The following is a 24,987-nucleotide window of genomic DNA, read 5'->3' on the forward strand; positions in this document are numbered from 1 at the left end:
GTGGGTTCTCCCCTCTAATACCAGGGGAGAACCCACAACGGGAGGGGATATCCCCTCCCACGCCGACGGCGGGTTGGGCGGTGGGGCGGTGGGGCGGGTAGTACCTGGTGGTTAGGTGCCGGTGAGTAGGTGGTGGGCTAGGAGGGGGGAGAAGGTTCGGGTGGGGAGGGTGGGGGTTAGGCCGCAGGGGCCGTCGGACTGGCCGGGGGTGCGGAGCCAGAGCTGGAGGTCTACCGGGGCTGCCCCCGGGCCAGGGGGCGTGCCCAGTTTGCGGGCGGGCGGGTTGCAGGAGCTGCCGTCGGAGCCGTTGCCGTTGCGGCTGGTGTCGACGACGTAGTGGGCGCCGCCGCCGAGAGCTGCCAGGATCTCGGTGCCGCGGGTGATCGACTGCTCGGTGGTGAAGTAGTTCGCGGTGTTCAGCGCGAACCCGCGGATCTTCCCGACGTCCGCGAGCCGCAGCCGGCGGGCGATCTCCTTCGCGTCACCCGACGTCACGTTCCCGGCGTCCAGGTACGTCCAGGTGTTCGGGTTCTTCGCCGCCAGCACGCCGACGGCGTACTTCAGCAGCGCGATCCGCGCATTCCACTCCGACCTCGGGTAGCAGTCGAGCCGGGCGAGCGCGTCCGGCTCCAGCACCACGACCGCGGGCCGGGTCCCGATCCCGTCCGACACCGCCGAGATCCAGGTCCGGTACGCCGTGTCCGACGCGGCCCCGCCGCCGATCCCGCACTGCCGGCCCGGCAGGTTGTCCGTGACCAGCACCGGCAGCTTGTCCGCCTTCGCGGCGGCCGTCGTGTACGTCGTGACGTCCGCCCGCACGTCTCCGCTCCACGCGCCGATCCAGCGAGCCGACGGCTGACCGGCGATCTTCGACGCGAGCGCGGTGTCCTCGGGGTGCCGGCGGGCGTACGCCGCCGCGTCCGAGGCCGGGTCGACGTACAGGCCGTGGGTCAGGGTGAGCGGGTCGCCGGTCGCTTCGGCCAGCCCGGACGCGGGCCGGCCGAAGGCGAGCAGCGCGGCGGTCAGCAGCAGGCCGGCGGCCACGGGACCGAGAGGGTGTCTTGGAGCTCTGCGCCTACTGCGCGGCACTCGGCGGGCACCTCGCCGCACTGGAGGAAAGGGCACGATGCTCCGCATCGAACCCTTCCCTCCAGCACGCCGAGGCACTCCGCCGAGCACCTGCTCGCTACGGCGCAGAGCTCCAAGACACCCTCTGAGAGTCGGCATCGTGAACAATCCTCCAGATCACTCAACGTGCCGACCACATTACCGTCAGCTGTTCTCGTCGACCTCGCAGAACGAGGAGTAGTGGTCGCTCGTGTAGTAGACGTGCACCGGGGTGGTCTTCGCGCCGCCGCCGATCAGCCGGCGGGCGCCGCGGTCGGGGGAGCCAGGTGTGATCACGGTGTACTCGTGGTAGTAGCCGGACGACTCGGACGGGAGGATGCCCTCCCGGTTCGAGAAGACGGTGCCGTCCTGCTTGTACGGGAACGGCCCGCCGGAGTGGATCAGCTTGAGGGTGTCGCCGGCCTGCGACGGCAACGAGCTGAGTGCGCAGGTGTTGATCGTGGAGGGGGCGGTTGGGGCGGCGTACGCCGTGGACCCGAGGACAGCGGTGGATGCCAGGGTCACGGCAGCGATGAGGGTTCTCATGCCCGGTTCTTTCCCCGCCGCGGCGACGCCGGTACATCCCAGCTGTGAATAACAGGTGGACTATGACCTCGCCGGGCCTCTAGAGTCTGGCCCGGCGAGTGAGTCCCCGATGCGGAAAGGAGCGACCGATGAACACACTGATCTGTTTCCCGGCGCGTCCCGACCGCTCACACAGCTCGCACTGAGCGGAGCGCGCCTCCTGCTGGAGGTTTTGTGAACATCCGCACCACCGTCGAGTCCGACCTCGACACCATCCTTGCTCTGATCGAGCAGAAGTCCGTGAACACCGTCACCACCGAGCGGTACCGCGAGTACGTTGCCGCCGGCTACTACCGGCACGACTGGACCTGGGTCGCCGAGGAGAACGGCGAGATCCGGGCGCTGGCGATCTGGTGGGGCGTCCCGGACGAGCAGCACCCGTACAGCATCGACGGCCTGTACTACGCCGGCGACGGCGACCCGGTGCCTGTCTGGACCGACTTGCTGAAGCACGCGGTCGCGTCCCGCCCGGACGGCCAGGAGCCGCCGGAGTACCACTTCTTCCTGGACAGCGACTGGGAGGACAACCCGGACGTGGTCGCGGCGCTCGAGCCGCGGTCCGAAGCGGCGGCCGCGGTCGGGATGACCAGCGTCACCGACCGGCTGCGGTACGAGTGGAAGCCGGCGTACGGCCTGCCGCCACGGTCGACCCGGCTGCGGTTCGAGCCGGCCGGCGACGAGGCGTTCGTCGACGTGTTCATGCGGGTCAGCGAGGGCAGCCTGGACGCCGCGACCGCCCGGGAGATCGCGCGGCTGGGCGTCGAACAAGCGGCCCGCGAAGAGCTCGCGATGTACAAGTCGATGCCGGGCGACCGGGACCTGTGGCGGGTCGCGTACGTCCGGGGCGGTGGGGCGGGGAAGGAATCGAGCGGAGCCGACGAGCTCGTCGGATTCGCGATGCCGTCGGCGAACGCGGGCGGGCCGGTCGTCGGGTACCTGGGCGTCGTGCCGGAGCACCGCGGGCGCGGGCTGAGCGACGACCTGCTCGCGGAGATCACCCATCTGCTCGCGGAGACCGGCGCCGAGCAGATCCGCGCCGACACGGACTTCGGGAACGTGCCGATGGCGAACAGTTTCGAGCGCCTCGGGTACCGGAAGTTCGCCGTCCGCCGGGTGCTGTCGTTCCCGGAGAACTGATCGGCGCGAGCTAGAGACGTGCCGGGCGGAGATCCCTATGCTCCCTGACATGTCAGGAGGGTTGGGGAGCCGCGATGCGTGACATCGCGTTGATCCTGCATGTCTTCGCGGGTGTCGTCGCCGTACCGTTCGGCCCGTTGGCGGTCGCGCTCACGTTGCGCCGCCGCGGGCTGAACTGGGCCGGCGAGGTCTACCACTGGGCGATCGCGCTGGTCTGCCTGACCGCGCTGGTGATGGTGCCGTACGACTGGGGCCGGCTCTGGTACTTCTGGCCGATCACGGTCGCGTCGTACCTGTTCGTGTACTTCGGCCAGCGCGCGGCCGAGGCGCCCGGCGGGCTCTGGTATCGCGGGGTGCTGCGCGGGTACGGCGGCGGGTGGATCGCGCTGTGGACGGCGATCGCGATCGTGGGGCTACCCGAGCAGCCGTGGGCGTGGGTGATCCCGATCGTGGCCGGGACGGCGCTGATCGAGTGGCTGTGCGTCCACCCGGCGAAGGGCTGGACCCGGCGGGTCCAGCCCGACGGCTAGGTGGTGTCTGGCAATTCCCCGCCTACTGCGGGGCACCCGGCACGGCGCGGAATTACCAGACACCACCTAGGCCTGGCCGGCCAGCTCTTCCGGGGTGGCCTTGCGGACGACGAGGCGGGTCCAGGCGCCGACGTAGATGCGGTCGTCCGGGTTCAGCTCCTGGCGCTGGCCGGGGACGATCGGCGTCTCCGGCAGCGGGCCGGCCGCGGAGGCGACGTACGTTCCGTTGGAGGACTGCAGGTCCTCGACCCACCAGCGCTGGCCGTCCGTGGTCAGCTGGGCCTGCCGGCGGCTCACGCCGGTGTCGTCGCCGCAGTCGACCTCGGGGGAGATACCGCGGCTACGGGACGGGCGGCCGATCAGCAGGCTCTTCTCGACGAGCGGGATGACCGCAGGGAGGCCGGGGGACGGGCAGGGGTCCTCGCTTTGCTGCACGGCGTACCAGTCGGGGTCGACCCAGCGCTCTACTACCCACTCGGCGGTTGCTGCCGGAGCAGGAGGGGGCGTGGGCGCCGGCCCGGTCGGTAGGTCGAGGGACGAGGCCGGCCGGGGCATCGTCCCGGTGGTGAAGTCGTAACCGCAGCTCTCACAGAACAGGGCGTCCGCCGACGCGGGCTCCGAACAGTTCGGACAGTTCTGACCAGCCGGAGCCGCTGCTGGAGCTTCAGGCGCAGCAGGGGCCGCCGGAGCAGCAGGAGTTGCTGCCGCGGCCTCCGGTGCGGTCATGGGGAGACCGCAGACGTCGCAGTAGTCGGTGGAGGTGCTGGGGTGTCCGCTGGGACAGTTCACGGTCATTTGCGTACCCGGGTCGTCTTGGTGGAGGCCGTGTCGAGGGCCATCTCGTCGGCTTTCTCGACGGTGCGCTTGAGCCGCACCGTACCCGTTTCCTGGTCGTCGATGTCGACAACCTTCCGCAACCGGGTGGTCGCCTCCTCGTTCCCCGTCTGCGCGGCGAGCTGCACCGCACGCCCCAGCTTGGTGGTCGCGGTCGCCGTGTCACCGGCAGCCTTCGCCGACAGCCCGTCCTGGATCGCCTGCGCCAGCTCGGTCTGGCCGGTGTAGTGCGCGACCTCCGGGCTGATCCGCGTGGTGAGCGCGTCGTCCGCCGACCACAGCGCTTTCACCAGGCCCTGCGCGACGGTCTGGTCGCCCAGCACCAGCTGGACCCGCGCCGCGAGTTGCTCCTGCCCGACCGCCTTCGCGGCCAGCCGGATCGCCACGTGGTAGTCCCGCGACTCGTCACCCCAGGACCCGGTCGGGTACGACCCGGTCAGCGGGTTGACCGCCGTACGCCGCGACGTCAGGTCCTCGACCGTCGGCGCGACCTGCCGGACGAACAGCACCTCGGCGCCCTGCGGCGCCCAGACCCGCAGGTCGGCCTGGGCGACACCGCGGCTCATCGCGTTCTGGATGATCTTCGAGAACTCGGCGGCCAGCTGGTCCGGCGCCGGGATGATGTCGACGGTACCGAGCAGCGCCTGCGCGATCCGCCGTACCTCGTCCACCTGCCACGCCACGCCGACGCCGCGGGTGTCGCACTGGAACTGCCCGGTGACCGACTCGATCGCCTGGGTCAGCGCCTCCGGCGTCTCGTGCTGGTTCTCGCCGTCGGTGAGCAGGATCGCGTGCTTCTGCGACAGCGAGGGCACGGTCGCGAACACCCGCGACGCCAGCCGCAGCCAGGTCCCCATCGCGGTCCCGCCGTCGGCGTAGAACCGGGACACGGCGTCCTTGGCGGCCTGCCGGGTGTACGGGTCCATCCTGACCATCACCGGCTCCGCGGACGGCGGGAACGCCAGCTGCGCGCGGTCGTTGCCGGAGATCACCGCGAACCACACCCCGTCGAGGATCTGGTCGAGCGCGGTCTGCGCGGCGTACGCGGCGGCCTGGACGCCGTCGCGGCCCATCGAGCCGGAGGTGTCGACGATGATGATCTCGCCCGCGTCGCCGCTCCCGGACTGCCCGGCCGCACCGGCCCCGGCGCAGGTCACGGTGACGATGGCGTGTACGTCGGTCCCGCCGTCCGGCAGGAACTCGTTCTGGTAGACGGTGGCGGTGAAGTCGGCCATCTCGGGTTCCTCCCTCAAACGCGCGCGAGCGCGACGGTGATGTTGTCCTGGCCACCCTGGGCGTTGGCCCAGTCGACCAGGGCGGACGCGGTGGCCTTCGGCTCGCCGTTGTTGTCCGCAGCTGTCTGACGTACGAGGGCGGCCAGCGGTGCCGCCTCGGAGCAGTAGTTCCACAGGCCGTCCGAGCAGACCAGCAGCCAGCCCGGCCCGTCGACCTCGAGGGTCGTGGTCCGCGGCGTGTGGTCCGGCGCGTCCTTGCCGAGCCAGCGGGTGATCGCGTGCGCGTGCGGCCCGGACTCGGCCTCCTCGCGGGAGATGCCGGTGGCGATCAGCTCGGCGGCCCACGAGTCGTCGGTGGTCAGCCCGACCGGTTCGCCGGCGTCCGGGAACCAGTACGCCCGGCTGTCGCCGACGTTGCCCGCGACCAGCAGCCCGTCCTCGACGACCGCGGCCACGAACGTGCAGGACGCCGGGTTCGGGCTGTCCGGACTGGTGCTGTCGAGTACGGCGTCACTCGCCGCGTCGGCCGCCGCCTTCAGCCGGGCCCCGATCGCCCCGGCCCGCGACGTCTCGGTCCCGATCCCGTGCGCGTGATCGGCGACGAGGACCTCGAGCGCCGCCCGGGCCGCGGCCAGCGAGGCGACGTCGGAGTCCAGCGAGGAGCTGACGCCGTCGCACACCACGAGCAGCCCGCGGCTGCCCGGTTCGGGGTCCGCGCCGAGCGCCATCGCGTCCTCGTTCCGGCTGTGCCGGATGCCGCGGTCGCAGACGCCGGCCACCCAGGACGCGGGCTGCTCGGCGAAGTGGTCCCGCGGCTTCGCGGCCTTGGTCCCGCAGGTCTCGCAGTACCCGTCGGCGCCGACCGTGCCGCCGCAGGACGCGCACGGCCCGACCGGGCCGCCGTCCAGGCTGCCCACGGCCGTGATCTCCACGGTGGGTTCGGTGTCGGTGTCCAGCGCCGGTGTCCCGGGCGCGGCGGCCGCCGGCGTACCCGGCTTCAGCTCGGCGCCGCAGGCCTCGCAGAACAGGTCGGTCTCGGCCACCGGTCCGCCGCAGCTGGGGCAGGCCGTGTCGGTCGTACTCGTCATCGCAGCGTCCATCCTCGAACCTCGTTGGCCTGGTCGACCAGGGCGATCCGTTCCGTCCGGTTCTGCGCCTGCCCGGCCAGCAGCCGGTAGGTGGCCTCGAGCCCGTCCCGTAGGGACGCCTCGGTGGCTGCCCGCCCGTCGATCCGCAGGGCTTCCTGCGGACCGCTCTGCTGGACCTCGGTCAGCGCGGTCCGGAACACGTTCGCGGCCAGGTTGGCCCGGTCCGCCGGGTCGATGGTCAGCGTCGCGATGCTGTTCATCGCCTCGGCGAGCGCGGGAAGGCCACGCCCCGATCCTGCCAGGAGTCCGGCTCGCTGGCGACGCGCCCTGACGTACTCGCCGCTGGTCCGCGGCACCAGGTCGAGCGCGGTGAGCGCTCCGTCGAGGTCGCCGCGCTGGGTCCGGATGTTGGCCAGACCGAACGCGGACGGTGCGATGTAGTTGGCATCGGTACGGGCGCAGGCCAGGTAGAGGCCCTCGGCAACGTTGAACTCGCCGCTGTGCTCACAGGCGATCGCGAGCGCGAGTTTCGGCGCCAGCTCGCCCGGCACCTGGCCGTAGACGGCGTTGAACGCGGACTGCGCGCCCTTGAAGTCTCCACGGGCCATCCCGACCAGCCCGGACATCCAGACCGCGCGCCACTCCCACGGGTCCGCCGTGAGCAGGTCGTTCACCGCGGTGTCGACCATGTCGTACCGCTCCGGGCCGACCTCCAGCGCGGCCTGGGCGATCTCCAGCAATGTCTGCGCCGACTGCTCCGGCGCGTCGACCAGCAGCTCCAGCCGCTTGATCGGATCCGGCACGCTGACAGTTTTCAGCCAGCCGGCCATCTTGTCGCCCTCGTCCGGCGCCAGCGACGGCAGCTGCTGCCACGGTGCTGCAGCATCGCCCAGCCCGCCGGCCTTGTCGCCGGGAGACCCGAAGAGCAACGACGACGCCGAGTGCTGCGCCGCCTTCACGCCCTGCTTCTCCGCAACGACCTCACGCAGTACGCCGAGGAGCTGCACGCGGAACTCGTCCGCCGACTGGAAACGGTCCGCCGGGGACGGCGCGCACGCCTTCGCCAGGAGCCGGTACACCGAGTCGTACTGCTGGAACAGCGGGACCTCGTCCACCGGCGGCAGCGACGCGACGTACCGGCTCTGGTACCCGCGGAACTCCATCGCGAGCACGCACAGCGTCCGGCCGAGCGTGTAGATGTCGGACGCCACCGACGTACCGACCTCGGCCACCTCGGGCGCCTGGAAACCGACCGTTCCGTAGATCGCCGAGTCCAGGTCGTCGATCCGCCGGACGCCGCCGAGGTCGATCAGCTTCACCGCGTCGCCGACCTGGATGATGTTGTCCGGCTTGAAGTCGCAATACACCAGTCCGAGGTCGTGCAGGTACGAGAACGCCGGCAGGATCTCCAGCATGTACGCGATCGCCTGGTCGATCGGGAGCGCGTCGTACCGGCCGTTGTTCGCGGCCATCCGCTCCTTGAGCAGGGTCTTCAGCGACGTGCCGCCGACGTACTCCATCACGATGTAGCCGGCGCCGTCATGGGTGACGAAGTTGTAGATCTCGACGATCAGCGGGTGCTCGACGCGGGCCAGGAACTGCTGCTCGGCGATCGCCGCGGCGACCGCGTCCGGGTCCTCGGAGTTCAGCAGGCCCTTCAGGACCACCCAGCGGTTCGACACGTTCTGGTCCTGGGCCAGGTAGATCCAGCCGAACCCGCCGTGCGCCAGGCAGCCGCGGACCAGGTACTGGCCGCCGACCAGGTCGCCGTCCTGCAGCTTCGGCGCGAACGAGAACCGGCTGCGGCACTTCGGGCAGAACCCCTCGGTCCGGCCCGGCTGCCCGTTGCGGGCGCGGCCGACCGGGTTGCCGCAGCTCGGGCAGTTCCGCCGGTCCTCCGGGACCATCGGGTTCGCCAGGATCGCCTTGCTCGCGTCGATCGCCGGGATCGACGGGACATTCGTCAGCCCGGCGCCGAGGCGGGCGCCGCGCAGCCGGGTGGACGACGTACCGAGTTTGCGGGTCAGCTTCGAACCGGCCTGGGCGGCGCGGGCCGAGCCGAGCGGCGTGGACGCCAGCCGGTTGGACGCGCGGGAGACGGTCGACACCGAGCTGATCGGATCCGGGTCGTCGGCGGGCGCCGTACCGGACGAGGCAGCGGGGGACCCGCAGACGTCGCAGTAGCCGTCGGCGTACGTGCCGGTGCAGCCCGGCTGGGTGCACGCGCCCGTGGCCGGTGCCGCCGCGGGGCTGCTGGGCGCGGCGGGGGAGCCGCAGACGTCGCAGTACCCGTCCACGATCGAGCCGGTACAGCCCGGCTGGGTGCAGGTCGTCATTTCGTTCCCTCCAGGTAGGCCTGGTAGGCCGCTACCAACGCACCGAGCCGCGGCAGATCCACCGGCTCGGCGTCGAGCACGGCGCGGCCGCGCCGGTACAGCTCGGCGAGATCTTCGTTGCCCGCGGCAACACTTGCCGCCTTCACCTGATAGGCGTCCAGCAGCTGGCTCAGCTCGCTCCGGCGTTCCAGCGCGGCGCCGTACGCCGCCTGCGCCTGCCCGAGCGCCCGCCGTACCGCATCCAGCCGGGTCAGGTACTGCGCGAGCTCGGCCGGCGTGTTCGGCACCGGACCGAGCGCGGTCACATCCGGTACGGCGAGCCGCGGGGCCGGGGCGACCGTCCGGACGGCCTTGTCCGCGAGCGCGCGCACCGCCGTCCCCTGGGCCTCGAGCTCACCCCGCACCGTCCGGGCGCGGGCCACGTCCGCGGCGCGCTCCTTACGGGTCGCGGCGCCGACGATCAGGTCCCGCTCGGCCTTCGCGGTGTCCAGCTCCAGCGGGCCGATCATGCCGCCGATGTCCGCGCCCCGTTTGTTGCGGTCGGCAAGGTCCGTCAGCCGGCGGTCCAGGTCGTGGTGCTTCGCGAGCGCGTCGTTGCGGGCTCCTGCCGGCTCCTGCTTGACCAGGTCGCTGATCCGCTCCACCTGGGCGCGCAGCTCCCGCAGCCGCGCGGCCAGGTCGGCGTCCGCGGGGTCGAGCGCCAGCTTCGCGCGCAGGCTGGACGCGAGCGCGTCCGACAGCTTGCATGCCTCAGGCAACGACACCGCGAGCGAACCACCCGCGGCGCCGGCATCCAGCCCACCCCAGACCAGCGACGAGATCCGCTCGATCTCCTGCTGCCCGACACGTCCCGAGTCCCAGGTCACCAGGATCAGCTCGTACCGATCCGAGACCGCCTTCCAGACCGTCATACTGAGCACGACGTCCGAGCTCAGCGCATCACCGTCCGGCGAATGCAGCGCAGCCTGATCCAACTCATCCAGCTCCGCCTTCCGCCGATCCCGCCACTCCCCGAGCGCACCGAGATAGCCGAGCAGCTCGGTCGCCGAAACCCCACTCCCGACCTTCCCCGGCGCCGCCGGCGCCGAGACCGTCGGCGTACGCACCGTCATTGGTGCACCGGAACGCGGCCGTAGACCGGCGTCGGCGCAGCCTTCAACGGACCGAGGTCCGGCGCGAGCCACGTGTTGTACGACGTCATCCAGCTGCCGTCGGCCTTGATCTGCGCGAGGACGCCGTTCACGAACTGGACGAACTCGGGGTGCGTCAGCGAGATCCCGAGGCCGTACGGTTCGTCGCTGAACCGCTCCTTGAGCACCTTCGCGTACGGATCCTGCGCGGCGTCACCGGCCAGCACCGTGTCGTCACCGCTGATGCCCGCCGCCTTACCCTGCTGGAACAGCACCAGGCAGCCGGTGTCGGTGTCGGCGGTGACCGGGATGACCTGCGGGTTCTTCTTCTTGAGGTTCTCCAGGCTGGTGGATCCGGCCGGCGCGCAGATCTTCTGGCCGCTCAGGTCCGCGACCTTCGTCGCCTTCGAGTCCAGCTGGACGAGCGTCTTCTGACCGGAGCGGTAGTACTCCGCGGAGAACGCGATCTGGCCCCAGCGCTCGCAGTTGATCGTCATGTTCCGGGCGACGATGTCGACCGGGTTCTTGGTGTCGCGCAATGACGGGATCCGGGCCGGGCTGGAGATCACCCGCAGCTCGAGGTGGCCCTTCCAGGTACCGAAGATCGCAGTGGCGACGGCCTTGACCATGTCGATGTCGAAGCCCTCGATCTGCCCGCTGATCGGGTTCCGGGCGCCGAGGTGCAGGCTGTCCGCGGACACGCCCGCGATCAGCCGGCCGCGGTCCTGGATCGCCCGCATGTAGGTGCTCGCCGGCATCTGCATCGGAGCCGGCTGGCTCGCGAGCGGGTTGTACGACGCCAACGGGTCCTTGCCGTCGGAGCACCCCTGGTCGGTCGTACTAGCAGGCGCCGTGGCGGTGGACTCCGTCGGCTCCGCCGGGAGCTGGGTGGCTGCGTAGTTGCCGGAGCTGCAGGCGGTCAGTAGGAGGGCCGCGGTGGCGGCGAGTGGGATCAGCTTCTTCATCGGTACTCCTCCAGGCGCTGCGACATGCCCCAGGCGACCAGCAGGGCGGCGGCGATGCCGATCGGTACGCCGAGCCAGCCGATCGGCGGGAGGCCGTTGCGGGCGTCCTTCAGCTTGGACTGCACCGCCGTACTGGCGTCCTGCAGGTGGGCTGCCGACGTCTTGTCGAAGGTGTCGAAGGTCTTGATCGAGTTCGGGGAGGCCACGCTGCCGACCGCGTAGCTGACGGCGGTGTCCCAGTCGCCGCTGTCGTCCTTGGCGCGGACCTGCTGGTGCACGGCCTGGTACTGCTGCCAGGACGCCGGCAGCGCCGAGTCGTTGCCGCCGAGCTTGCCGAGCTGGTCGCGGACCTGGCCGGCCGCGGCGGTGTACGCCTTGTCGAACTCCTCGCCGGAACCGCGGGCGATCAGCGTCAGGCTCTCGTTCGAGCGGGCGTCGTACGCGGCGATCCGGGCGCGGGACAGGGCCAGCGTTCGCTCGTACTCCGAGTTGCGGGTGTCCTTCGCGGAGCTGGACGCGCCGGCCAGGGCGATGCCGCCGACCGCGGTGGTGAGCAGTACGAGAGCGGCGCCCGCGGCGATCGGGACGTTCAGGTAGCGGTGTGTACGGCGGGCGAGCCAGCGCAGCGTGACGCCGAAGACGACCAGGCTGAGCAGACCGCCGACGAGCACCCAGATCGTGCCGTAGCTGATCCCGTCGAACTCGGTGTCGACACGCTTCTCGTTCGCCTCGACCAGCGCCTTCACCAACGGCAGCGAGTCGTCCTGGAGGACGGAGTTCGCGTCCTTCAGGTACTGCGAGCCGATCGGCAGGCCCTGGCGGTTGTTCGCGCGGGCCTGCTCGATCAGGCCTTCGTACGTGATCAAGGTCTTGTTGAGGGCGCCCAGGACGTCACGGTCCGCGGGCTGCGCGGTCGCGGCCTCGGCGATCAGCCCGGCGGCCGCGGCGAGCGAGTCGACGAAGTGCTGGCGCTGCGCCGGCGGTTCGAGACCGCCGACCAGGAAGGCGTTGGTGGCGTCGGCGTTCGCGCTGACCAGGTTGGTGTGGATCGCCTGGATCCGGACCAACTGGGCCGCGTTCGCCTGCGCGCGGTCGAGGGCGCCGTCGGACTGGCTGAACCCCTGCGCCGCCGCGAGCCCGAACACCACGCTCATCGCCGCGGCGAGCAGCAGGAACGCGCGCATCCGGCCCGGCGTACCGGCGAACCACTTCGCGATCGCACCGCGGCGGTTCGCGGCCGGGGCGGCCGGTGCCTGCTGGGGTACGTTCGCGGCCGGGCCCGGCGACCAGGTCGCGGGCGGCGCACTCTGCGTCTGTGTCACGCCTGTTCTCCTTGCTCGTTCGGGTCCTCGTCAGGGTCCTCGTCGGGCGCCTCGGTGAGGTCCGCGGCGAGGATCTGACGCAGTTCGTCGGTGGTCGGTGCCGTGACGTCGCGGAGCCGCCAGGCCTGCCGGCCGATCGCGGCCTCCAGTACGTTGCGCGCGAACCGGCCGTTGCCGAACGAACTGTCCCGCGCCGTCCCCGCGAGGATCGCCTGGAACTCGTCCAGCGCCTCCGGCACCAGCTCGTAGTCCGCGGCGTCGGCGAGTCCGGTGAGGATGTCGGTGAGCTCGGTGTCGCTGTAGTTCTCGAACTCGATCGTGGTCCGGAACCTGCTCGCCAGGCCGGGGTTCGCGGCGATGAACGCCTGCATCGGTTCGGGGTACCCGGCGACGATCACGACCAGGTCGTCGCGCCGGTCCTCCATCTCCTTCACCAGCGTGTCGACGGCTTCTCGCCCGTACTGGTCGGCGCCTGTCCCCGTGACATCAGCGCCCGAGGTCAGGCTGTACGCCTCGTCGATGAAGAGCACGCCACCGGCCGCGGACTCGACCACCTCGGCGGTCTTCGTCGCCGTCTGCCCGAGATACCCGGCGACCAGCTCCGACCGGTCCACCTCGACGAGTTGCCCCTTCGAGAGCAAGCCGAGCGCCTTGTAGATCCCACTCACCAGCCGCGCGACCGTCGTCTTCCCCGTCCCCGGATTCCCCACGAACACCAGGTGCCGGGTGATCGTCGCATTCTTCAGCCCGGCCTCGGCCCGCAGCTTCTCCACCCGCAGCACAGCAACCTGCCGATGCACTTCCTGCTTGACCCGAGCCAACCCCGTCAGCCCATCAAGCTCCCCCAGCAGTTCCTCCACCGACCGAGCCGGCTCCACCTCAACAGCAGCACTGGCAGCAACCCCCACCACACCCGCAGCGCCCGGGCCTGCAGCGTCCGCATCCGCGGCGCCCGAGCCCGCGGCGCCGGAGCCCGCTCGGCCGGCCGGTGTGCTACTCCTCAGGTCGGCCGTCGGCTTCGCCGACGTAAGTGGTGTTGACAGCGTGCGCACGCCTGCGGCTTGCAGTTGTGCGGCAGCTGCAACCGACGCGTTTCCTACCACCCGCATCGTCGGCTCGCCCAACCCGCAAGCCGCCGACGCCAGCTCCGCGAGCGCCTCGGCGTACGCCGTCTGCTCCACCGACCCGCTCGCGATCAGCTCCGTGAGTACTGCGGTCGGCGCACCACGCCACCGCCGTCCACGAACAGCAGCATCGAAGAAGTCCTGCGTCGTACCGCCCGGGACCGCCTTGCCCCAATCCGCGGCCGCGCCCGGCGCCGACTCAGCCAGCGCAGCTGCCAACGCGAGTCCCTCCGACCGAGCGGTTTCCTCGGCGACGCCGGCGCGAGCGGCGACGGTGAGCAGCGACGACAGCGCCTCCGGTAGTCCCCCCGTGCCGCTCATGAGCCTCCTCGTCCAGGTGGTGGTGCCAGTGGTCCGGCCGGTCCGGGATCCGGCGGCGGGGTCGACTCGGTCGGGCCGAGCGCCAAGCCTCCGCCGGTGGAGCCGGTGCCGAACTTCTCCTGCAGGAACCTGCCATGCGTGATCAGCGCCGCCGCGTCCGCCCGGTTCACCGCGTCGAACACCTTGTCCATCGTCGCCGCCAAGAGGTCCAACTGGTCGATGAGCAACATCAGCGAGGTCTTGCCGCGATCGACCGGCCGGGTGTCGGCCCACTGCCGCGGCAGTCGCAGGTACCCGCCGATCGCGTCCGGCAGGTAGTCCGTGCACGTCGCCATCACGGAGTACGCCTGCGCGCTCCCACCGAGGTTCCCGAGCCGCGGAATCGTCTCCCGTACGACCCGAACCACCCGCCCGACCCGCGACGCGACCACAGCCGGTACGGCGCCGCCGGCGACCAGTTGCTCGACCCGGACCAGCGCCGCCAGCAGGTCGTCGTTCGTCGGCGGACCGGGCACCGGGGCAGGCTCGGGCTCCTCCTTGCGACCGGTCAGCCGCGCAAAGAAGTCACCGAGCGCCATACGTCCCCCGTCCTCAGGCGTCGATCAGCGACCGAGGTTGAGGTCGAGGCTGCCGTGTACGACCTGCTGGTTCTGCTGCGCGACCCGGTCGAGGTACGAACGCGACTTGGTCACCTCGTTCTCCAGCGTGCCGATCGTCGCCGCCATGTTGTCCAGCGCCTCGCCCTTGAACGTGTCGATCGCGTCCATGGTCGCGTAGATGTTCGCGAACGCGGCCTGCAGTTGCGGCAGTCCGATGGTGGCGGACGCGGCCTGCTGCTGGATCGCGACCGAGTTGTCCTTGAGCATCTGCGACGTGCGCTCGATCATCCCGCTGGTGGTGCTGTTCAGCGCGGTGATCTGGTCCAGCACGAGCTTCTGGTTGCCGAGCGCCTGCGCGACGATGACGGCCGTCCGCAGCGCCGACACGGTGGTGGTCGACGCGCGGTCGACGCCCTTGATCAGCTCGATGTTGTTCTTGATCACGATGTCGATCGCCAGGTAGTTCTGGATCGACACGGCCAGCTGGGTGAGCAGGTCCTGGTGCTTCTGCCGGACGTAGAACAGCACGTCCTCGCGGAACGCCTTCGCCTTCTCCGGGTTCGTCGCCTCGAGCTCGGCGATCGCCGCGGACAGCCGCGCGTCCAGGCGCTCGGCGACGTACACGTACTGGTTCAGCCGGGTCATCGCGTCCCAGAGCTGCTGCTTCTCCAGGTTCAGCGCGGCGTTGTCCTTGCCGAGCTCGTCCTGGCCGTTGCGCAGGCTGTGCAGGATGCCCTCGAGGTGACTCTGCGCGCTCTGGTACTTGCGGAAGTAGTCCTCGATCTTGTCGCCGAACGGGATCATCCCGAGCAGCTTCTTCGGCCCGGTCGCTTCCTTCGGGTCCAGGTCCTCGACCGTACGGCGCAGTTCGAGCAGCGTCTTGCCGACCGTCGAACCCTCCGACAGGCCGCCGCTCTGCAGCGCCCGCACCGGCGACTGCAGCAGCCGGTTCGAACTCTCGGCGGCGGACCGGATGTCGACGTCGCCCATACTCCGCACGTCACTGGCCTTGGTGGCGAACTCCGGCGACCGCGGCTCGGCCGCCATCAACCCGGTCAGGAACGCATCCACCTTGCTGTCCAGCCCCGGCAACGCGGCCGGGTCGACGGCCGGCGCCATCGTCGGCGCGGCGGTCTCGGCGACCGGCTGTGACGGCGGCGGCGCGGTCAGTATCAATCCCGGCGCGGTGGCCGTCGGCGGCTGCAACGGTGCCGCGGCAGCAGGCTGAGCGGCAGCGGTGTTGTCGGCTTCAGTCATCGTGTTCCCCTCCGGAAGACGCCCCTGGTACTCCCGTGACGCGCGCCCAATCTAGTCGGTTCCGGGCCGATCTTGTGCTGTCGTTGCGTAGTCGTTGCCGGGTCAGCAAGGTGTGTGCCAGACGCCGCGAGGCGATATCCGTGGTTGGGCGAGCACTGGTAGTCCAGGGAGCGCCTGTCCGAGCTGCCACTTTTCCAGATTTTTCCATTTCTTCTGGGGTTGACCTAACGCTGAGTAATCCTCAGACTAAAAGGCTCGCCACGGAACGGCGGGCCTCGGCGGTCGGCGCCGTCCGGGCGGATCGTTTCGTGGAGGGGGAGAAGTTTGTCTGGATCAATCGATGACGCGCGCCTCAATCTGGTGCGGGCCAAAGCGAACGATTGGGCGGCCAGCCTGATCGATCTTGGCCATCGCAATACTCTGCTGCACTTTCGCGATACCAAGACGGCAAGTCTGGACCTATCTGCGGCGAGTCCGCAGCAGCTCCGGTTACTGCTGACAGGTTCGTCGGTCAACTTGCGTGGTTTGTTCGGAGAACCGGACGATCACCGCGACGCTTGTACGCGGGCGAGAAACCTGAAGCGTCGGATCGTGGCGCTGGAGGAGGAACAGGGTATTCAGGCCGGCCGAATCGCGCACGGCCTGATCAAGGTCTCGGCACAGAGTCGGGGTGCTGCGAGGGTTGCCTCCTCGCTCCGAGCGCCATTGTTGTTGCGGGCCGTCGAGATCCAGGCAAAGACGGTGAGCGAGAGCGACTACAGCCTTCGCGCCGGTGATGAGGTCGAAGTCAACCCGGTGCTGCTCTATGCCTTGGTCAGTGAGCATGGCGCCGAGCTCGATCTGGATGTTTTTACTGACGAGCTGAATGGTGCGCTGGCAGCGAACGAGGACCCCGCTGAACAGCTGGAGGCTGTCTTCGCACGACTCCAGAGCGTCCTTGGCGCGCAAGACATCGTGGCGGATCTGGAAGCACGAGTCACCATCGGGCTGTTCAGCTACGAGAAGCTTCCGATGGTGCAGGACCTGCAACGCTCCACTGAGTTGCTGGCGCAGAACGCCGTCATCGCGTCGCTCGCGGGCGACAAGGGTGCCGAACAGGAACTTCTTGTCGAAGGACGATCGGCCTCCGCCGTCGATATCGATCGCATCGAGCCGATGGATGAAGTACTCGTGCAGGATGCCGATTCCTCACAGGAGCTGGCCATCGCAGCTGCGCTTGCTGGCCAGAACGTGCTGATTGAAGGCCCACCGGGTACAGGCAAGAGTCAAACCATTGCGAACATCATCGCTGCTGCTGCATGGCGCGGTCTCAAGGTCCTCTTTGTCGCCGAGAAACGCGCGGCGATCGAGGCAGTAACGCAGCGACTTGCTGACGTCGACCTCGACAACCTGGTCCTGGACCTGCATCAACAGAAGCTGAACAAGCGTCAGCTCGCACAGCAGCTGACACAGAGCCTCGATCGTGCAGCTACCGAGTTGCCGGTTCAGATCGAAGGTCTTGCGTCCGAGTACGCGGGACGCCGGAGTCGGATCATCGCCTACAGCGATGAGTTGCACTCCGTACGCCAGCCATGGGGAATGTCGGCGTATCAAGTCCTGGAGGCATCGTTCACCATCGAACAAGGCGCTGAGACCCGAATCCGGTTTCGCAGCCGGGACCTCCGTGCGCTGGATCGGGAGACGGTCAAGGCAGTCACGCAGGAACTCCGAGACTTCGTCGACTCAGGAGGTGCGCGCGTCTTCCGCGGGGAGTCGCCGTGGTCACACGCGACCGTTCGTACCAACGATGACATCCGGACGGTCCTGGCGGAGCTCGACGAGTTGAATGGCTCGACGCTTCGGCGAAGCACCGATGACATGGAGTGGCTGCTGCGCGAGACGGGCCTGGCCAAGCCGACGTCAATCGCCGAATGGGAGGAGGTTCTGGACCTTCTCGGTGGCATCTCCGAGGCCGTATCGGAGTTCGGCGAGGACATCTTCCAAGAGGACCTGGACTCGCTCTATCTGGCCACAGCAGATCGTGCGGTCCGCAAAGCTGAAGGAGTTCGCATGCCATTCGGTATGCGAAGGAAGCTGATCAAGGCCGTCCGGGTGCGGTCGAGGCGCGGAATCACGAAGCGACGCGACCTGAACAGAGAAATACTGCTGCTTCGTAGCCGGCGTGATCTTTGGCTTCGACTGTCGACCGACCAACGTGCGCCGATGAGTGTCCATGGGCTTGCAGACATCACGACGCACTACCGGACACTTCGAACTCAGCTCGCCGCGGTCGCGTTGTGCACGCGGCTCGACGATCTTGAACAGCGTCCCGCCGAGCACGTAGGGAACACACTCGACGAACTCGATGAAGATCGGGACACGCTGTGGCAGATGCCCAAGCTGACGGGTCTCAAGCAGAAGTTCGGGCAGCTCGGGTTGAGCCGCCTGCTCGACGAGATCATCCAGTCGGACGCGGACGCTGATCAGGCGGCGGCGACGCTGCGGTTCGCCTGGATACGGTCACTGATGGATGAATTCAAGCTTGAGTCACAGGCACTTCGTGACTTCGTGGCCAAGAATCACAGCCGATCTGTTGCTGAATTCGGAGCAATGGACGTCTCTCTCCGAGACGCGGCGCCTCGGCGGATCCGCCGAGAGGTGGCCCGTCGGCTGAGCGAAGCGTGCGATGCGTATCCGGAGCAGAGCCAAACCGTGCGCAAGCAGGCCGCCCGCAAGACCGGTCACATGCCGCTGCGTCGGCTGGTCGAGACCGCACCGGACGTACTCCTCGCCGTGCGGCCGTGCTGGGCAATGTCGCCGTTACTCGTCAGCAAGACTTTGCCGGCCGCTTGCCTATTCGACATCGTCATCTTCGACGAGGCAAGCCAGATCCTGCCCCAGGACGCGGTCACGTCGATTGTTCGCGGTCGCAAGATCGTGGTGGCTGGTGACGATCGGCAGCTCCCGCCGTCGATGTACTTCCAGCGCATGCTGTCCGGGACCGAGGACGACGATGAGGAAGACGACGCAGGCGATCTCGGCAAGTATGAGTCCATCCTCGCCCGTCTGAGCAGTCTGCTCACGGATCGGCACATGTTGAAGTGGCACTACAGGAGTAGGGACGAGCGGCTCATCAGCTTCTCCAACAAGGAGATCTACGGTGGTGAGCTGGTCACCTTCCCGGGGACGCTCGAAGGCCCACCGATCACCTTGGACCTGGTAAATGGGATCGCTCAGCCTGGACAGGACGGTTCGGCGCCGGCTGAGGTTGCAAAGGTTGTCGAACGGATCGTTGAACACGCGCAGCAGCGTCCGGACGAAAGCCTCGGCGTCATCGCTATGAGCCAGCGGCACGCTGACAGGATCGAGATGGCGCTACGTGCGGCGCTGCGAGAGCGGCCTGAGCTCGAGGGCTTCTTCGGCGACAACGGCGGCGCATCGCGGCGCTTCTTCATCAAGAACCTCGAACGAGTACAGGGCGACGAGCGAGACTCGATCATCCTGTCTGTTGGCTACCCGCGCCGGGCAGACGGTCGGGTGTCGCGTAACTTCGGGCCATTGAACCAAGAGGGCGGCCAAAGGCGACTCAATGTCGCCGTGACCCGGGCGAAGCGTCGGATGACGGTAGTGTCATCGTTCTCGGCAGCTGACCTCGAGCCCAGGCTGGACCCTACGGGTGCAGAGCTGCTGCGGCGCTTCCTCGACTTCGCCGAGCACGGCGGTGACCTCGCAAAAGTGGGTCGTCTCTTCGAGACTGGACTGAACGGATTCGAGGACAGCGTTCGGCGGGCATTGATCGAGTCCGAGGTTCCGGTCTACCCGCAGTGGGGGTTCTCTGAGGGTTACCGGATCGACTTCGCACTCGGAGATCCTGACCAACCGGGACGTCTGGTCCTCGCCCTGGAGACGGACGGGGAGCGGTATCACCACGCCCACAGCGCGCGCGATCGGGATAGGCTGCGGCAGTCCCATCTCGAGAATCTGGGCTGGCGGTTTCATCGGCTTTGGTCGACGGCATGGTTCACCGACCCAGATGGTGAGCTCGAACGGATCCTGGAGGCCTGGCGGATCGCGCTCAAGGAGCCAGCCTCGGCAACGGAGACGGTGGATCCGGCCGCGGTCGAGGGGTCGCACGAGTCGATTGGTACTGACCGGCCGGCGCCGATCGAAGTGCGACAGGCACCCAAGCCACGTATCCGACCTGGTTACAAGATCAGCGAATACACGGATCGGGAGCTGACGGCGCTGTTTCGATGGCTGCTGTCGGACGAGTTGTATCTCACGAAGGACGCGCGTCTCGAGCAAGGGCTGCGCGAGCTCGGATTTCAGCGGCGGGGCAAGGTAATCGTCGATCGGCTGACCCGAGCGTTGGAGATAGTCATGGCGGAGAAGGGGGGCAGCAAGTGACGCGGCGGATGCTGGACGACCGGACCATTGAGCGGCTGGCCAAGATCATCGTTGACCAGGATGGACCGTACAACCGGCGCGGATATGAGCTGGAGGGGCTGCTGCGACGCGCGGCCTGGACAGACCCCCCGGAGTACGACGGATCGCAGCGAGTACTCTGGCTCGCAGACCAGATGTCGAACCGAAACGGCACTCTCGACGTCGAGCACCTCATTTGCCGAGTGTGCGACCCCATCGAATACGACGGCGGTGCCGCCGTGGCGAAGGACTTCCTGGATCAGGTCAACAGCGTTCTTCGGGCGGAACAGCTCGTTGTGACTCTCGTCGGTCAGCGCCCGGTCCTCGCTGGGTTGTCGGCGAGCGACGGGGCACCGATGTTCAGCGAGCCGGAGGATCTCGAACGACGGCTCGTGGCGCTCGTTAAGGACGAGGCGGCCCGGACGATGTTGTCACGTCGGCTTGCGGAGACCAGGATCTGTGAAGCCAACGGGGCGTATACTTTTGCAATCATCGGTATCGGCAGCATGGTTGAGGGAATTCTGTTCGCCATTCTGCTGGAGCGCGACGCCGAGTTCCGCGCTGGTAAGGCACTCGGACGCGATCGGAAACCAGTTCGGCTGGATTTCGCATCGCTGGACTTTCTCATCAACCGAGCTCATGCGATGGGTTTCCTGCAATTCGACGCGACGAAGTTCATGCACAACGTCCGTGATTTCCGAAACTTCATCCATCCACGTAAGGAGTTGGCTGAGCAGCCCGACTTCGATCGAGACAGCGTGATGCTCTGTTGGGGTCCCGTCCGGGCGTTGCTTAACGACCTGGAGGAGAGGCTGCTCGGCACAGAATCGGCAGTCTCCAGCTGAGGGTGTTGCTCGCGGGACGTACGCTACGGGATACGTTCCGCGAGCAGCGCTAGCTGCGGCGGTAACTAACGAAGTCGAAGCCGTCGTGGGGTTCGCGGGCTGTCTCGGTCCAGTCCTGCGGGGTGAGGGCCGGGAACATGACGTCGCCGGTGGGGGATTGATGGACCTCGGTGAGTTCGAGGCGGTGGGCGTACGGGAGTGCCTGGCGGTAGATGTCGCCGCCGCCGGCGACGTGCAGGGTGCCGTCGTACTTCAGGGCGTCCTCGAGGGTGTGGGCGACCTCGACGCCGTCCGCGGACCAGTCGGGCTGGCGGGTGACGACCACGGTGCGGCGGCCCGGGAGCGGGCGGCCGATCGAGTCGTACGTCTTGCGGCCCATCACGAGCGTGTGGCCGAGGGTCAGCTGCCTGAAGTGCTGCAGGTCCTCCCGGATCCGCCAGGGCAGGTCGTTGTCCCGCCCGATCACACCGTTTTCTCCGACCGCCGCGATGAGGATGACACTCATACCGCGATGGGCGCCTTGATCCAAGGGTGCGGATCGTAGTTCTCGAGTTCGACGTCCTCGATCTCGTACTCATCAATCGCGCCACGGCGATTGAGCTTCAGGGTCGGCAGGGGGCGCGGCTCGCGTGAGAGCTGCAGCTCGACCTGATCCAGGTGATTCAGATAGATGTGGGCATCGCCCATCGTGTGCACGAACTCGCCGACGTCGAGGCCTGTCTGCTGAGCGATCATGTGGGTCAACAGAGCATAGGAAGCGATGTTGAACGGAACGCCCAGGAATATATCGGCCGAGCGCTGGTACAACTGGCACGACAGGCGGCCATCAGCCACATAGAATTGGAACAGCGTGTGGCAGGGAGGGAGCGCCATGTCGTTGACGTCAGCAACATTCCATGCGCTTACGATGTGCCGCCGCGAGTCCGGATTAGTCTTGATTGACTCAATGACAGCTGAGATTTGGTCTATCGAGCCGCCGTCTGGTGTCGGCCAGGAGCGCCATTGGTGGCCGTAGACGGGTCCAAGATCACCGCAATGATCTGCCCACTCGTCCCAGATCCCGATCCCACGCTCTTGAAGCCAGTGGACGTTGGTGTCGCCCCTGAGGAACCAAATTAGCTCACCGACAACTGACTTGAGCTGTAGCTTCTTGGTCGTGACCGCAGGGAAACCATCGCTCAGGTCGTACCTTGCCTGGTAGCCGAACACACTGAGCGTGCCTGTTCCTGTGCGGTCCGTCTTCTTGGTGCCCTTGGCTCGCACGAACTCCAATAAGTCAAGATACTGGCGCACGCTGCGAGGCTAGCAGGTGGCGAGTCAAGTTCCGCACAGGCTGGCCGCTTGACGGTACGCGTCGTCGCAATCAACAACCTTGTTGGATCGCTCGGCGCTCGTAGAGCGTCAGGTACCGGACAAGATGAGCCTCCGTCGGGGGTCGAACGTCGCTGCCAGTCATCTCGTCGTGGACTTGGTGGTTTGAAAGACTGGCCGCGTGGACTTTGAACAGGTGTTGACGCTCGTCATTCGGGTCGAGAAGAGTGCACGGCCGGCGCAGACGGATGCGTTGGAGACGGCGGCTCGTGCGGTGCTGGCGATCCTTGCGGATGAGCGTTCGTACGGTGCAGGCGAGTGGGCCGCGGCGATGGCGGCCTGGCAGGACAACCGCATCCGCAAGATCACCAAACGTGCCCGGGGTGCCGAATGGCGCCGAGCCGAAGCTCTTCCAGGCATCACGATCACCGGTCACGGGTCCGGAGGCGAGACCGCCGAGGTGCGAGTGTTTCCGCCTACCGGGGTGGATGAGGTGCCGGTGGACCTGTTCAAGTTGCAGGTGAGCGGGACGGACTTCGAGGACACGGAGGAACCTCCGCCGGTGGAGGCCGGCCTACCCGTGCTGTGGGTCAACCCTGCGCTGGAGATGTCCAGCGGCAAGGCGATGGCGCAGGTCGGTCACGCGGCGCAGCTGGCCTGGTGGGTGCTCTCGGACGACGCGCGCAAGGAATGGCAGTCAGCCGACTTCGCCCTGGCTGTCCGCACGGCCACTCCGGCCCAGTGGGCGGAGCTGCTGACCACCGACCTCCCGGTAGTCCAGGACGCCGGCTTCACCGAGATCGCCCCCGGCTCGAAGACCGTGATCGCGGACCACCCTCAGCTCAAGCGGTAGTGCAGGTGGGTGACCCGGTCACCCTCGACGACGCGCGGATTGTCGAGCAGGACGTGCGGACCGACGTAGTCGCCGAAGAACTTCACGCCGGTACCGAAGACCACCGGCACCAGGTTGTACGCGATCTCGTCGACCAGGCCGGCGGCGATCGCCTGGCCGGTGATGTTGCCGCCGGTGATCACCACGTCCCGGTCGCCGGCGTGCTCCCTCGCGCGGGCGATCGTCTCCTCGACACCGTTGACGAACGTGAACGGCGCCTCCGGGAACGGCCAGTCCGTCGGCGGCTCGTGCGTGACGACGAACACGTGGTCGCCGACCGACGGCACTCCCTCCCAGCCGTTCGTGAGGTCGAACAGGTGCCGCCCGATCACGCACGACCGGACGTTCGGCCACGTCGACGTGATGTAGTCCGCGCTCGCCTGTGTCACCCGGAACGGCCGCCCGGGATCGGAGCCGTACACCTCGACGGTGCCGTTGTCGTACCAGTCGAACAGCGCCCCGACCTGGTCCCCGGGGTCCGCGACGTACCCGTCCAGCGACACCACCGCGGTCGCAATAACGTTGCCCATGGCTACTTCACCACCCGGTACGTGAGGTGTTGCGCGGCCGGTGTCGACACCGCGTCGATCAGCTCCACCGCGAACCCGGCGGACGGCTCCGCCGGCCACAGGGGCGTACCCGCACCCAGTACGACGGGAGCGACGTGCAGCCGCAGTACGTCGGCCAGTCCGTCCGCGAGCACCGCGTGGCAGATCTGCCCGCCGCCCATCACCACCACGTCCTTGCCGCCGGCAACCTCCTGCGCCTGCGTGACCGCCGCGGCCGGGCTGCCGACGAAGTGGAAGCGGTCGCCGAGCCGGGGGTTCGCGGGCGGATTGTGGGTGACCACGAACACCGGCGGGTTGATCTCGCCCGTCGGCTTCGCGCCGTACCCGAGCTCGTCGTTCCACCCGTCCGGAGCGTCGATCACGTCGAAGAGGTTCCGTCCCTGCACGACCGCGCCGCTGGCGGTGAACGCCGCGTCCAGGACGGCCTGGTCCGCGTCGGTGCCGTGGAAGACCCACGCGTGCACGGGCTCGCCGCCGTCACCGAGGCCGTTGCCGACGCCGGCATTCGGCCCGGTCACGTACCCGTCCAGCGACACCGAGATGTCGACGACCACCTGGCCCATGATCAGGCCTCCTTCGCGAGTAGTTCGGCGAGCCGGTCCATCGAGTCGTTGACGCCGTCGGCCATGCCGTACTCGATCGACTGGTCGCGGGCCTCGATCGACGGGAACACTGACCGCTGGTGCAGCCGGACGCCCTTCTCGGTCGGCTCGAGCTGCATCTTCTCGATGCAGACCTCACCGGGAGCGCCTTCCCACTCGAAGGTCTGGATGACCAGCTTGTCCTGTTCCACGGTGTGGAAAACCCCGCGGAAAGCGTATTCGCCGTTCGCGTCGCGGTGGATGTAGCGGTACTTGCCGCCGGGCCGTACGTCGTACTCCTCGATGGTCGCCTCGAGGTCGCGCGGGCCGAGCCACTGGGCGACCAGGTCGGCGTCGGTCATGATCCGGAACAGCTGCGCCGGGGTGGCCTCGAAGTCCCTGGTGATCTCGACGAACGGAGTACCTGCGGGGGTGTTGATCGTGGTGCCGCTCATTGTCCTTGCTCCTTGAGTAGTTCTTCGATCCGACGGAAACGGCGTTCTGTTTCGAGGCGGTACTCGTCGATCCAGCTTGTGAGTGCCTCGAGCGCGGCCGGCACCAGGTGGCACGGGCGGCGCTGGCCGTCCCGGGTCCGGGTGATCAGCCCGGCGGCCTCGAGCACCTGGATGTGCCGTGATACCGCCTGCTTGGTGATCGGGAACGGCTCGGCCAGCTCGTTCACCGTGGCCGGGCCGCGCGACAGCCGCGCGATCATCGCCCGCCGGACCGGATCCGCGAGCGCCGCGAACGACCGGTCGAGCTGATCTTCGTCAACCGCCATCTTTATCAACCGTTCCCTTGATCAACCGATACGT

At 68.2% G+C, this 24,987-nt stretch carries 23 protein-coding genes; 5 read left to right on the forward strand and 18 right to left on the reverse strand.

Features of this window, described 5'->3' with window-relative positions; all coding sequences use genetic code 11:
* Positions 1 to 111: 111 nt before the first annotated feature.
* Together ACXJJ3_RS28715 and ACXJJ3_RS28720 are read right to left on the reverse strand one after the other, a co-directional pair.
* Positions 112 to 1,044, reverse strand: coding sequence for a glycoside hydrolase family 6 protein (locus tag ACXJJ3_RS28715; protein ID WP_458164949.1), 933 nt, complete (start codon positions 1,042 to 1,044; stop codon positions 112 to 114).
* 228 nt (positions 1,045 to 1,272) lie between these two features.
* Positions 1,273 to 1,653 carry a ribonuclease domain-containing protein gene (locus ACXJJ3_RS28720; protein ID WP_458164950.1) on the reverse strand — a complete coding sequence of 127 codons (381 nt, stop codon included), beginning with the start codon at positions 1,651 to 1,653 and terminating at the stop codon, positions 1,273 to 1,275.
* 213 nt (positions 1,654 to 1,866) lie between these two features.
* Between ACXJJ3_RS28720 and ACXJJ3_RS28725 the strand changes: the two genes are divergently transcribed.
* Together ACXJJ3_RS28725 and ACXJJ3_RS28730 are read left to right on the forward strand one after the other, a co-directional pair.
* Entirely contained in the window at positions 1,867 to 2,829 is a 963-nt protein-coding gene (locus tag ACXJJ3_RS28725; protein ID WP_458164951.1) for a GNAT family N-acetyltransferase, read from the forward strand.
* Between the two features lie 74 nt (positions 2,830 to 2,903).
* Complete coding sequence (locus ACXJJ3_RS28730; RefSeq protein ID WP_458164952.1) at positions 2,904 to 3,359, forward strand: hypothetical protein; 456 nt, start codon at positions 2,904 to 2,906, stop codon at positions 3,357 to 3,359.
* 66 nt (positions 3,360 to 3,425) lie between these two features.
* On the opposite strand, the gene ACXJJ3_RS28735 is transcribed toward ACXJJ3_RS28730, so the two are convergent.
* The 10 genes from ACXJJ3_RS28735 to ACXJJ3_RS28780 all read right to left on the reverse strand — a co-directional run bounded on the left by ACXJJ3_RS28735 (position 3,426) and on the right by ACXJJ3_RS28780 (position 15,570).
* Positions 3,426 to 3,914: an FHA domain-containing protein gene (locus ACXJJ3_RS28735; protein WP_458164953.1), complete on the reverse strand. Its 489-nt coding sequence runs from the start codon at positions 3,912 to 3,914 to the stop codon at positions 3,426 to 3,428.
* Positions 3,915 to 4,150: 236 nt separating this feature from the next.
* Complete coding sequence (locus tag ACXJJ3_RS28740) at positions 4,151 to 5,428, reverse strand: VWA domain-containing protein (protein WP_458164954.1); 1,278 nt, start codon at positions 5,426 to 5,428, stop codon at positions 4,151 to 4,153.
* 14 nt (positions 5,429 to 5,442) lie between these two features.
* On the reverse strand, positions 5,443 to 6,528 hold the full coding sequence (locus ACXJJ3_RS28745; protein WP_458164955.1) for a PP2C family protein-serine/threonine phosphatase: 1,086 nt from the start codon (positions 6,526 to 6,528) through the stop codon (positions 5,443 to 5,445).
* Positions 6,513 to 8,852, reverse strand: coding sequence for a tetratricopeptide repeat protein (locus ACXJJ3_RS28750; protein WP_458164956.1), 2,340 nt, complete (start codon positions 8,850 to 8,852; stop codon positions 6,513 to 6,515). The genes ACXJJ3_RS28745 and ACXJJ3_RS28750 overlap by 16 nt, the downstream gene beginning before the upstream one ends.
* Entirely contained in the window at positions 8,849 to 9,964 is a 1,116-nt protein-coding gene (locus ACXJJ3_RS28755) for a hypothetical protein (protein WP_458164957.1), read from the reverse strand. The genes ACXJJ3_RS28750 and ACXJJ3_RS28755 overlap by 4 nt, the downstream gene beginning before the upstream one ends.
* Entirely contained in the window at positions 9,961 to 10,947 is a 987-nt protein-coding gene (locus tag ACXJJ3_RS28760) for a glutamate ABC transporter substrate-binding protein (protein WP_458164958.1), read from the reverse strand. Before ACXJJ3_RS28760 ends, ACXJJ3_RS28755 begins: the two co-directional genes overlap by 4 nt.
* On the reverse strand, positions 10,944 to 12,269 hold the full coding sequence (locus ACXJJ3_RS28765) for a hypothetical protein (protein ID WP_458164959.1): 1,326 nt from the start codon (positions 12,267 to 12,269) through the stop codon (positions 10,944 to 10,946). The genes ACXJJ3_RS28760 and ACXJJ3_RS28765 overlap by 4 nt, the downstream gene beginning before the upstream one ends.
* A complete protein-coding gene (locus ACXJJ3_RS28770) occupies positions 12,266 to 13,714 on the reverse strand; it encodes an AAA family ATPase (protein WP_458164960.1) in 1,449 nt (482 codons plus the stop codon). Before ACXJJ3_RS28770 ends, ACXJJ3_RS28765 begins: the two co-directional genes overlap by 4 nt.
* Positions 13,711 to 14,292, reverse strand: a complete 582-nt coding sequence (locus ACXJJ3_RS28775; RefSeq protein ID WP_458164961.1) for a hypothetical protein — start codon at positions 14,290 to 14,292, stop codon at positions 13,711 to 13,713. Before ACXJJ3_RS28775 ends, ACXJJ3_RS28770 begins: the two co-directional genes overlap by 4 nt.
* A gap of 24 nt (positions 14,293 to 14,316) precedes the next feature.
* The gene (locus ACXJJ3_RS28780) at positions 14,317 to 15,570 is read right to left on the reverse strand and encodes a toxic anion resistance protein (protein WP_458164962.1); all 1,254 of its coding nucleotides are present in this window, start codon (positions 15,568 to 15,570) and stop codon (positions 14,317 to 14,319) included.
* Positions 15,571 to 15,894: 324 nt separating this feature from the next.
* Here ACXJJ3_RS28780 and ACXJJ3_RS28785 point away from each other — a divergent pair, with 324 nt between their 5' ends.
* Both ACXJJ3_RS28785 and ACXJJ3_RS28790 read left to right on the forward strand, forming a co-directional pair.
* A complete protein-coding gene (locus ACXJJ3_RS28785) occupies positions 15,895 to 19,956 on the forward strand; it encodes an AAA domain-containing protein (protein WP_458164963.1) in 4,062 nt (1,353 codons plus the stop codon).
* Positions 19,953 to 20,819, forward strand: coding sequence for a hypothetical protein (locus tag ACXJJ3_RS28790; RefSeq protein ID WP_458164964.1), 867 nt, complete (start codon positions 19,953 to 19,955; stop codon positions 20,817 to 20,819). The genes ACXJJ3_RS28785 and ACXJJ3_RS28790 overlap by 4 nt, the downstream gene beginning before the upstream one ends.
* Positions 20,820 to 20,868: 49 nt before the next feature.
* Here ACXJJ3_RS28790 and ACXJJ3_RS28795 read toward each other — a convergent pair whose 3' ends face one another.
* A complete protein-coding gene (locus ACXJJ3_RS28795) occupies positions 20,869 to 21,324 on the reverse strand; it encodes a dihydrofolate reductase (protein ID WP_458164965.1) in 456 nt (151 codons plus the stop codon).
* Entirely contained in the window at positions 21,321 to 22,112 is a 792-nt protein-coding gene (locus ACXJJ3_RS28800; protein WP_380198112.1) for a thymidylate synthase, read from the reverse strand. The genes ACXJJ3_RS28795 and ACXJJ3_RS28800 overlap by 4 nt, the downstream gene beginning before the upstream one ends.
* Positions 22,113 to 22,311: 199 nt before the next feature.
* Here ACXJJ3_RS28800 and ACXJJ3_RS28805 point away from each other — a divergent pair, with 199 nt between their 5' ends.
* Complete coding sequence (locus tag ACXJJ3_RS28805) at positions 22,312 to 22,983, forward strand: peptidyl-tRNA hydrolase (RefSeq protein ID WP_458164966.1); 672 nt, start codon at positions 22,312 to 22,314, stop codon at positions 22,981 to 22,983.
* Here ACXJJ3_RS28805 and ACXJJ3_RS28810 read toward each other — a convergent pair.
* Genes ACXJJ3_RS28810 through ACXJJ3_RS28825 form a run of 4 tightly spaced genes read right to left on the reverse strand, consistent with a single transcriptional unit; the run spans position 22,968 to position 24,953 of the window.
* Positions 22,968 to 23,552: a dihydrofolate reductase family protein gene (locus tag ACXJJ3_RS28810; RefSeq protein WP_458164967.1), complete on the reverse strand. Its 585-nt coding sequence runs from the start codon at positions 23,550 to 23,552 to the stop codon at positions 22,968 to 22,970. The genes ACXJJ3_RS28805 and ACXJJ3_RS28810 overlap by 16 nt on opposite strands.
* 2 nt (positions 23,553 to 23,554) lie before the next feature.
* Entirely contained in the window at positions 23,555 to 24,154 is a 600-nt protein-coding gene (locus ACXJJ3_RS28815; protein ID WP_458164969.1) for a dihydrofolate reductase family protein, read from the reverse strand.
* Between the two features lie 2 nt (positions 24,155 to 24,156).
* The gene (locus tag ACXJJ3_RS28820) at positions 24,157 to 24,627 is read right to left on the reverse strand and encodes an SRPBCC domain-containing protein (protein ID WP_458164970.1); all 471 of its coding nucleotides are present in this window, start codon (positions 24,625 to 24,627) and stop codon (positions 24,157 to 24,159) included.
* On the reverse strand, positions 24,624 to 24,953 hold the full coding sequence (locus ACXJJ3_RS28825) for an ArsR/SmtB family transcription factor (protein ID WP_458164971.1): 330 nt from the start codon (positions 24,951 to 24,953) through the stop codon (positions 24,624 to 24,626). The genes ACXJJ3_RS28820 and ACXJJ3_RS28825 overlap by 4 nt, the downstream gene beginning before the upstream one ends.
* Positions 24,954 to 24,987: the final 34 nt, after the last annotated feature.

The organism is Kribbella sp. WER1, from assembly GCF_054189145.1.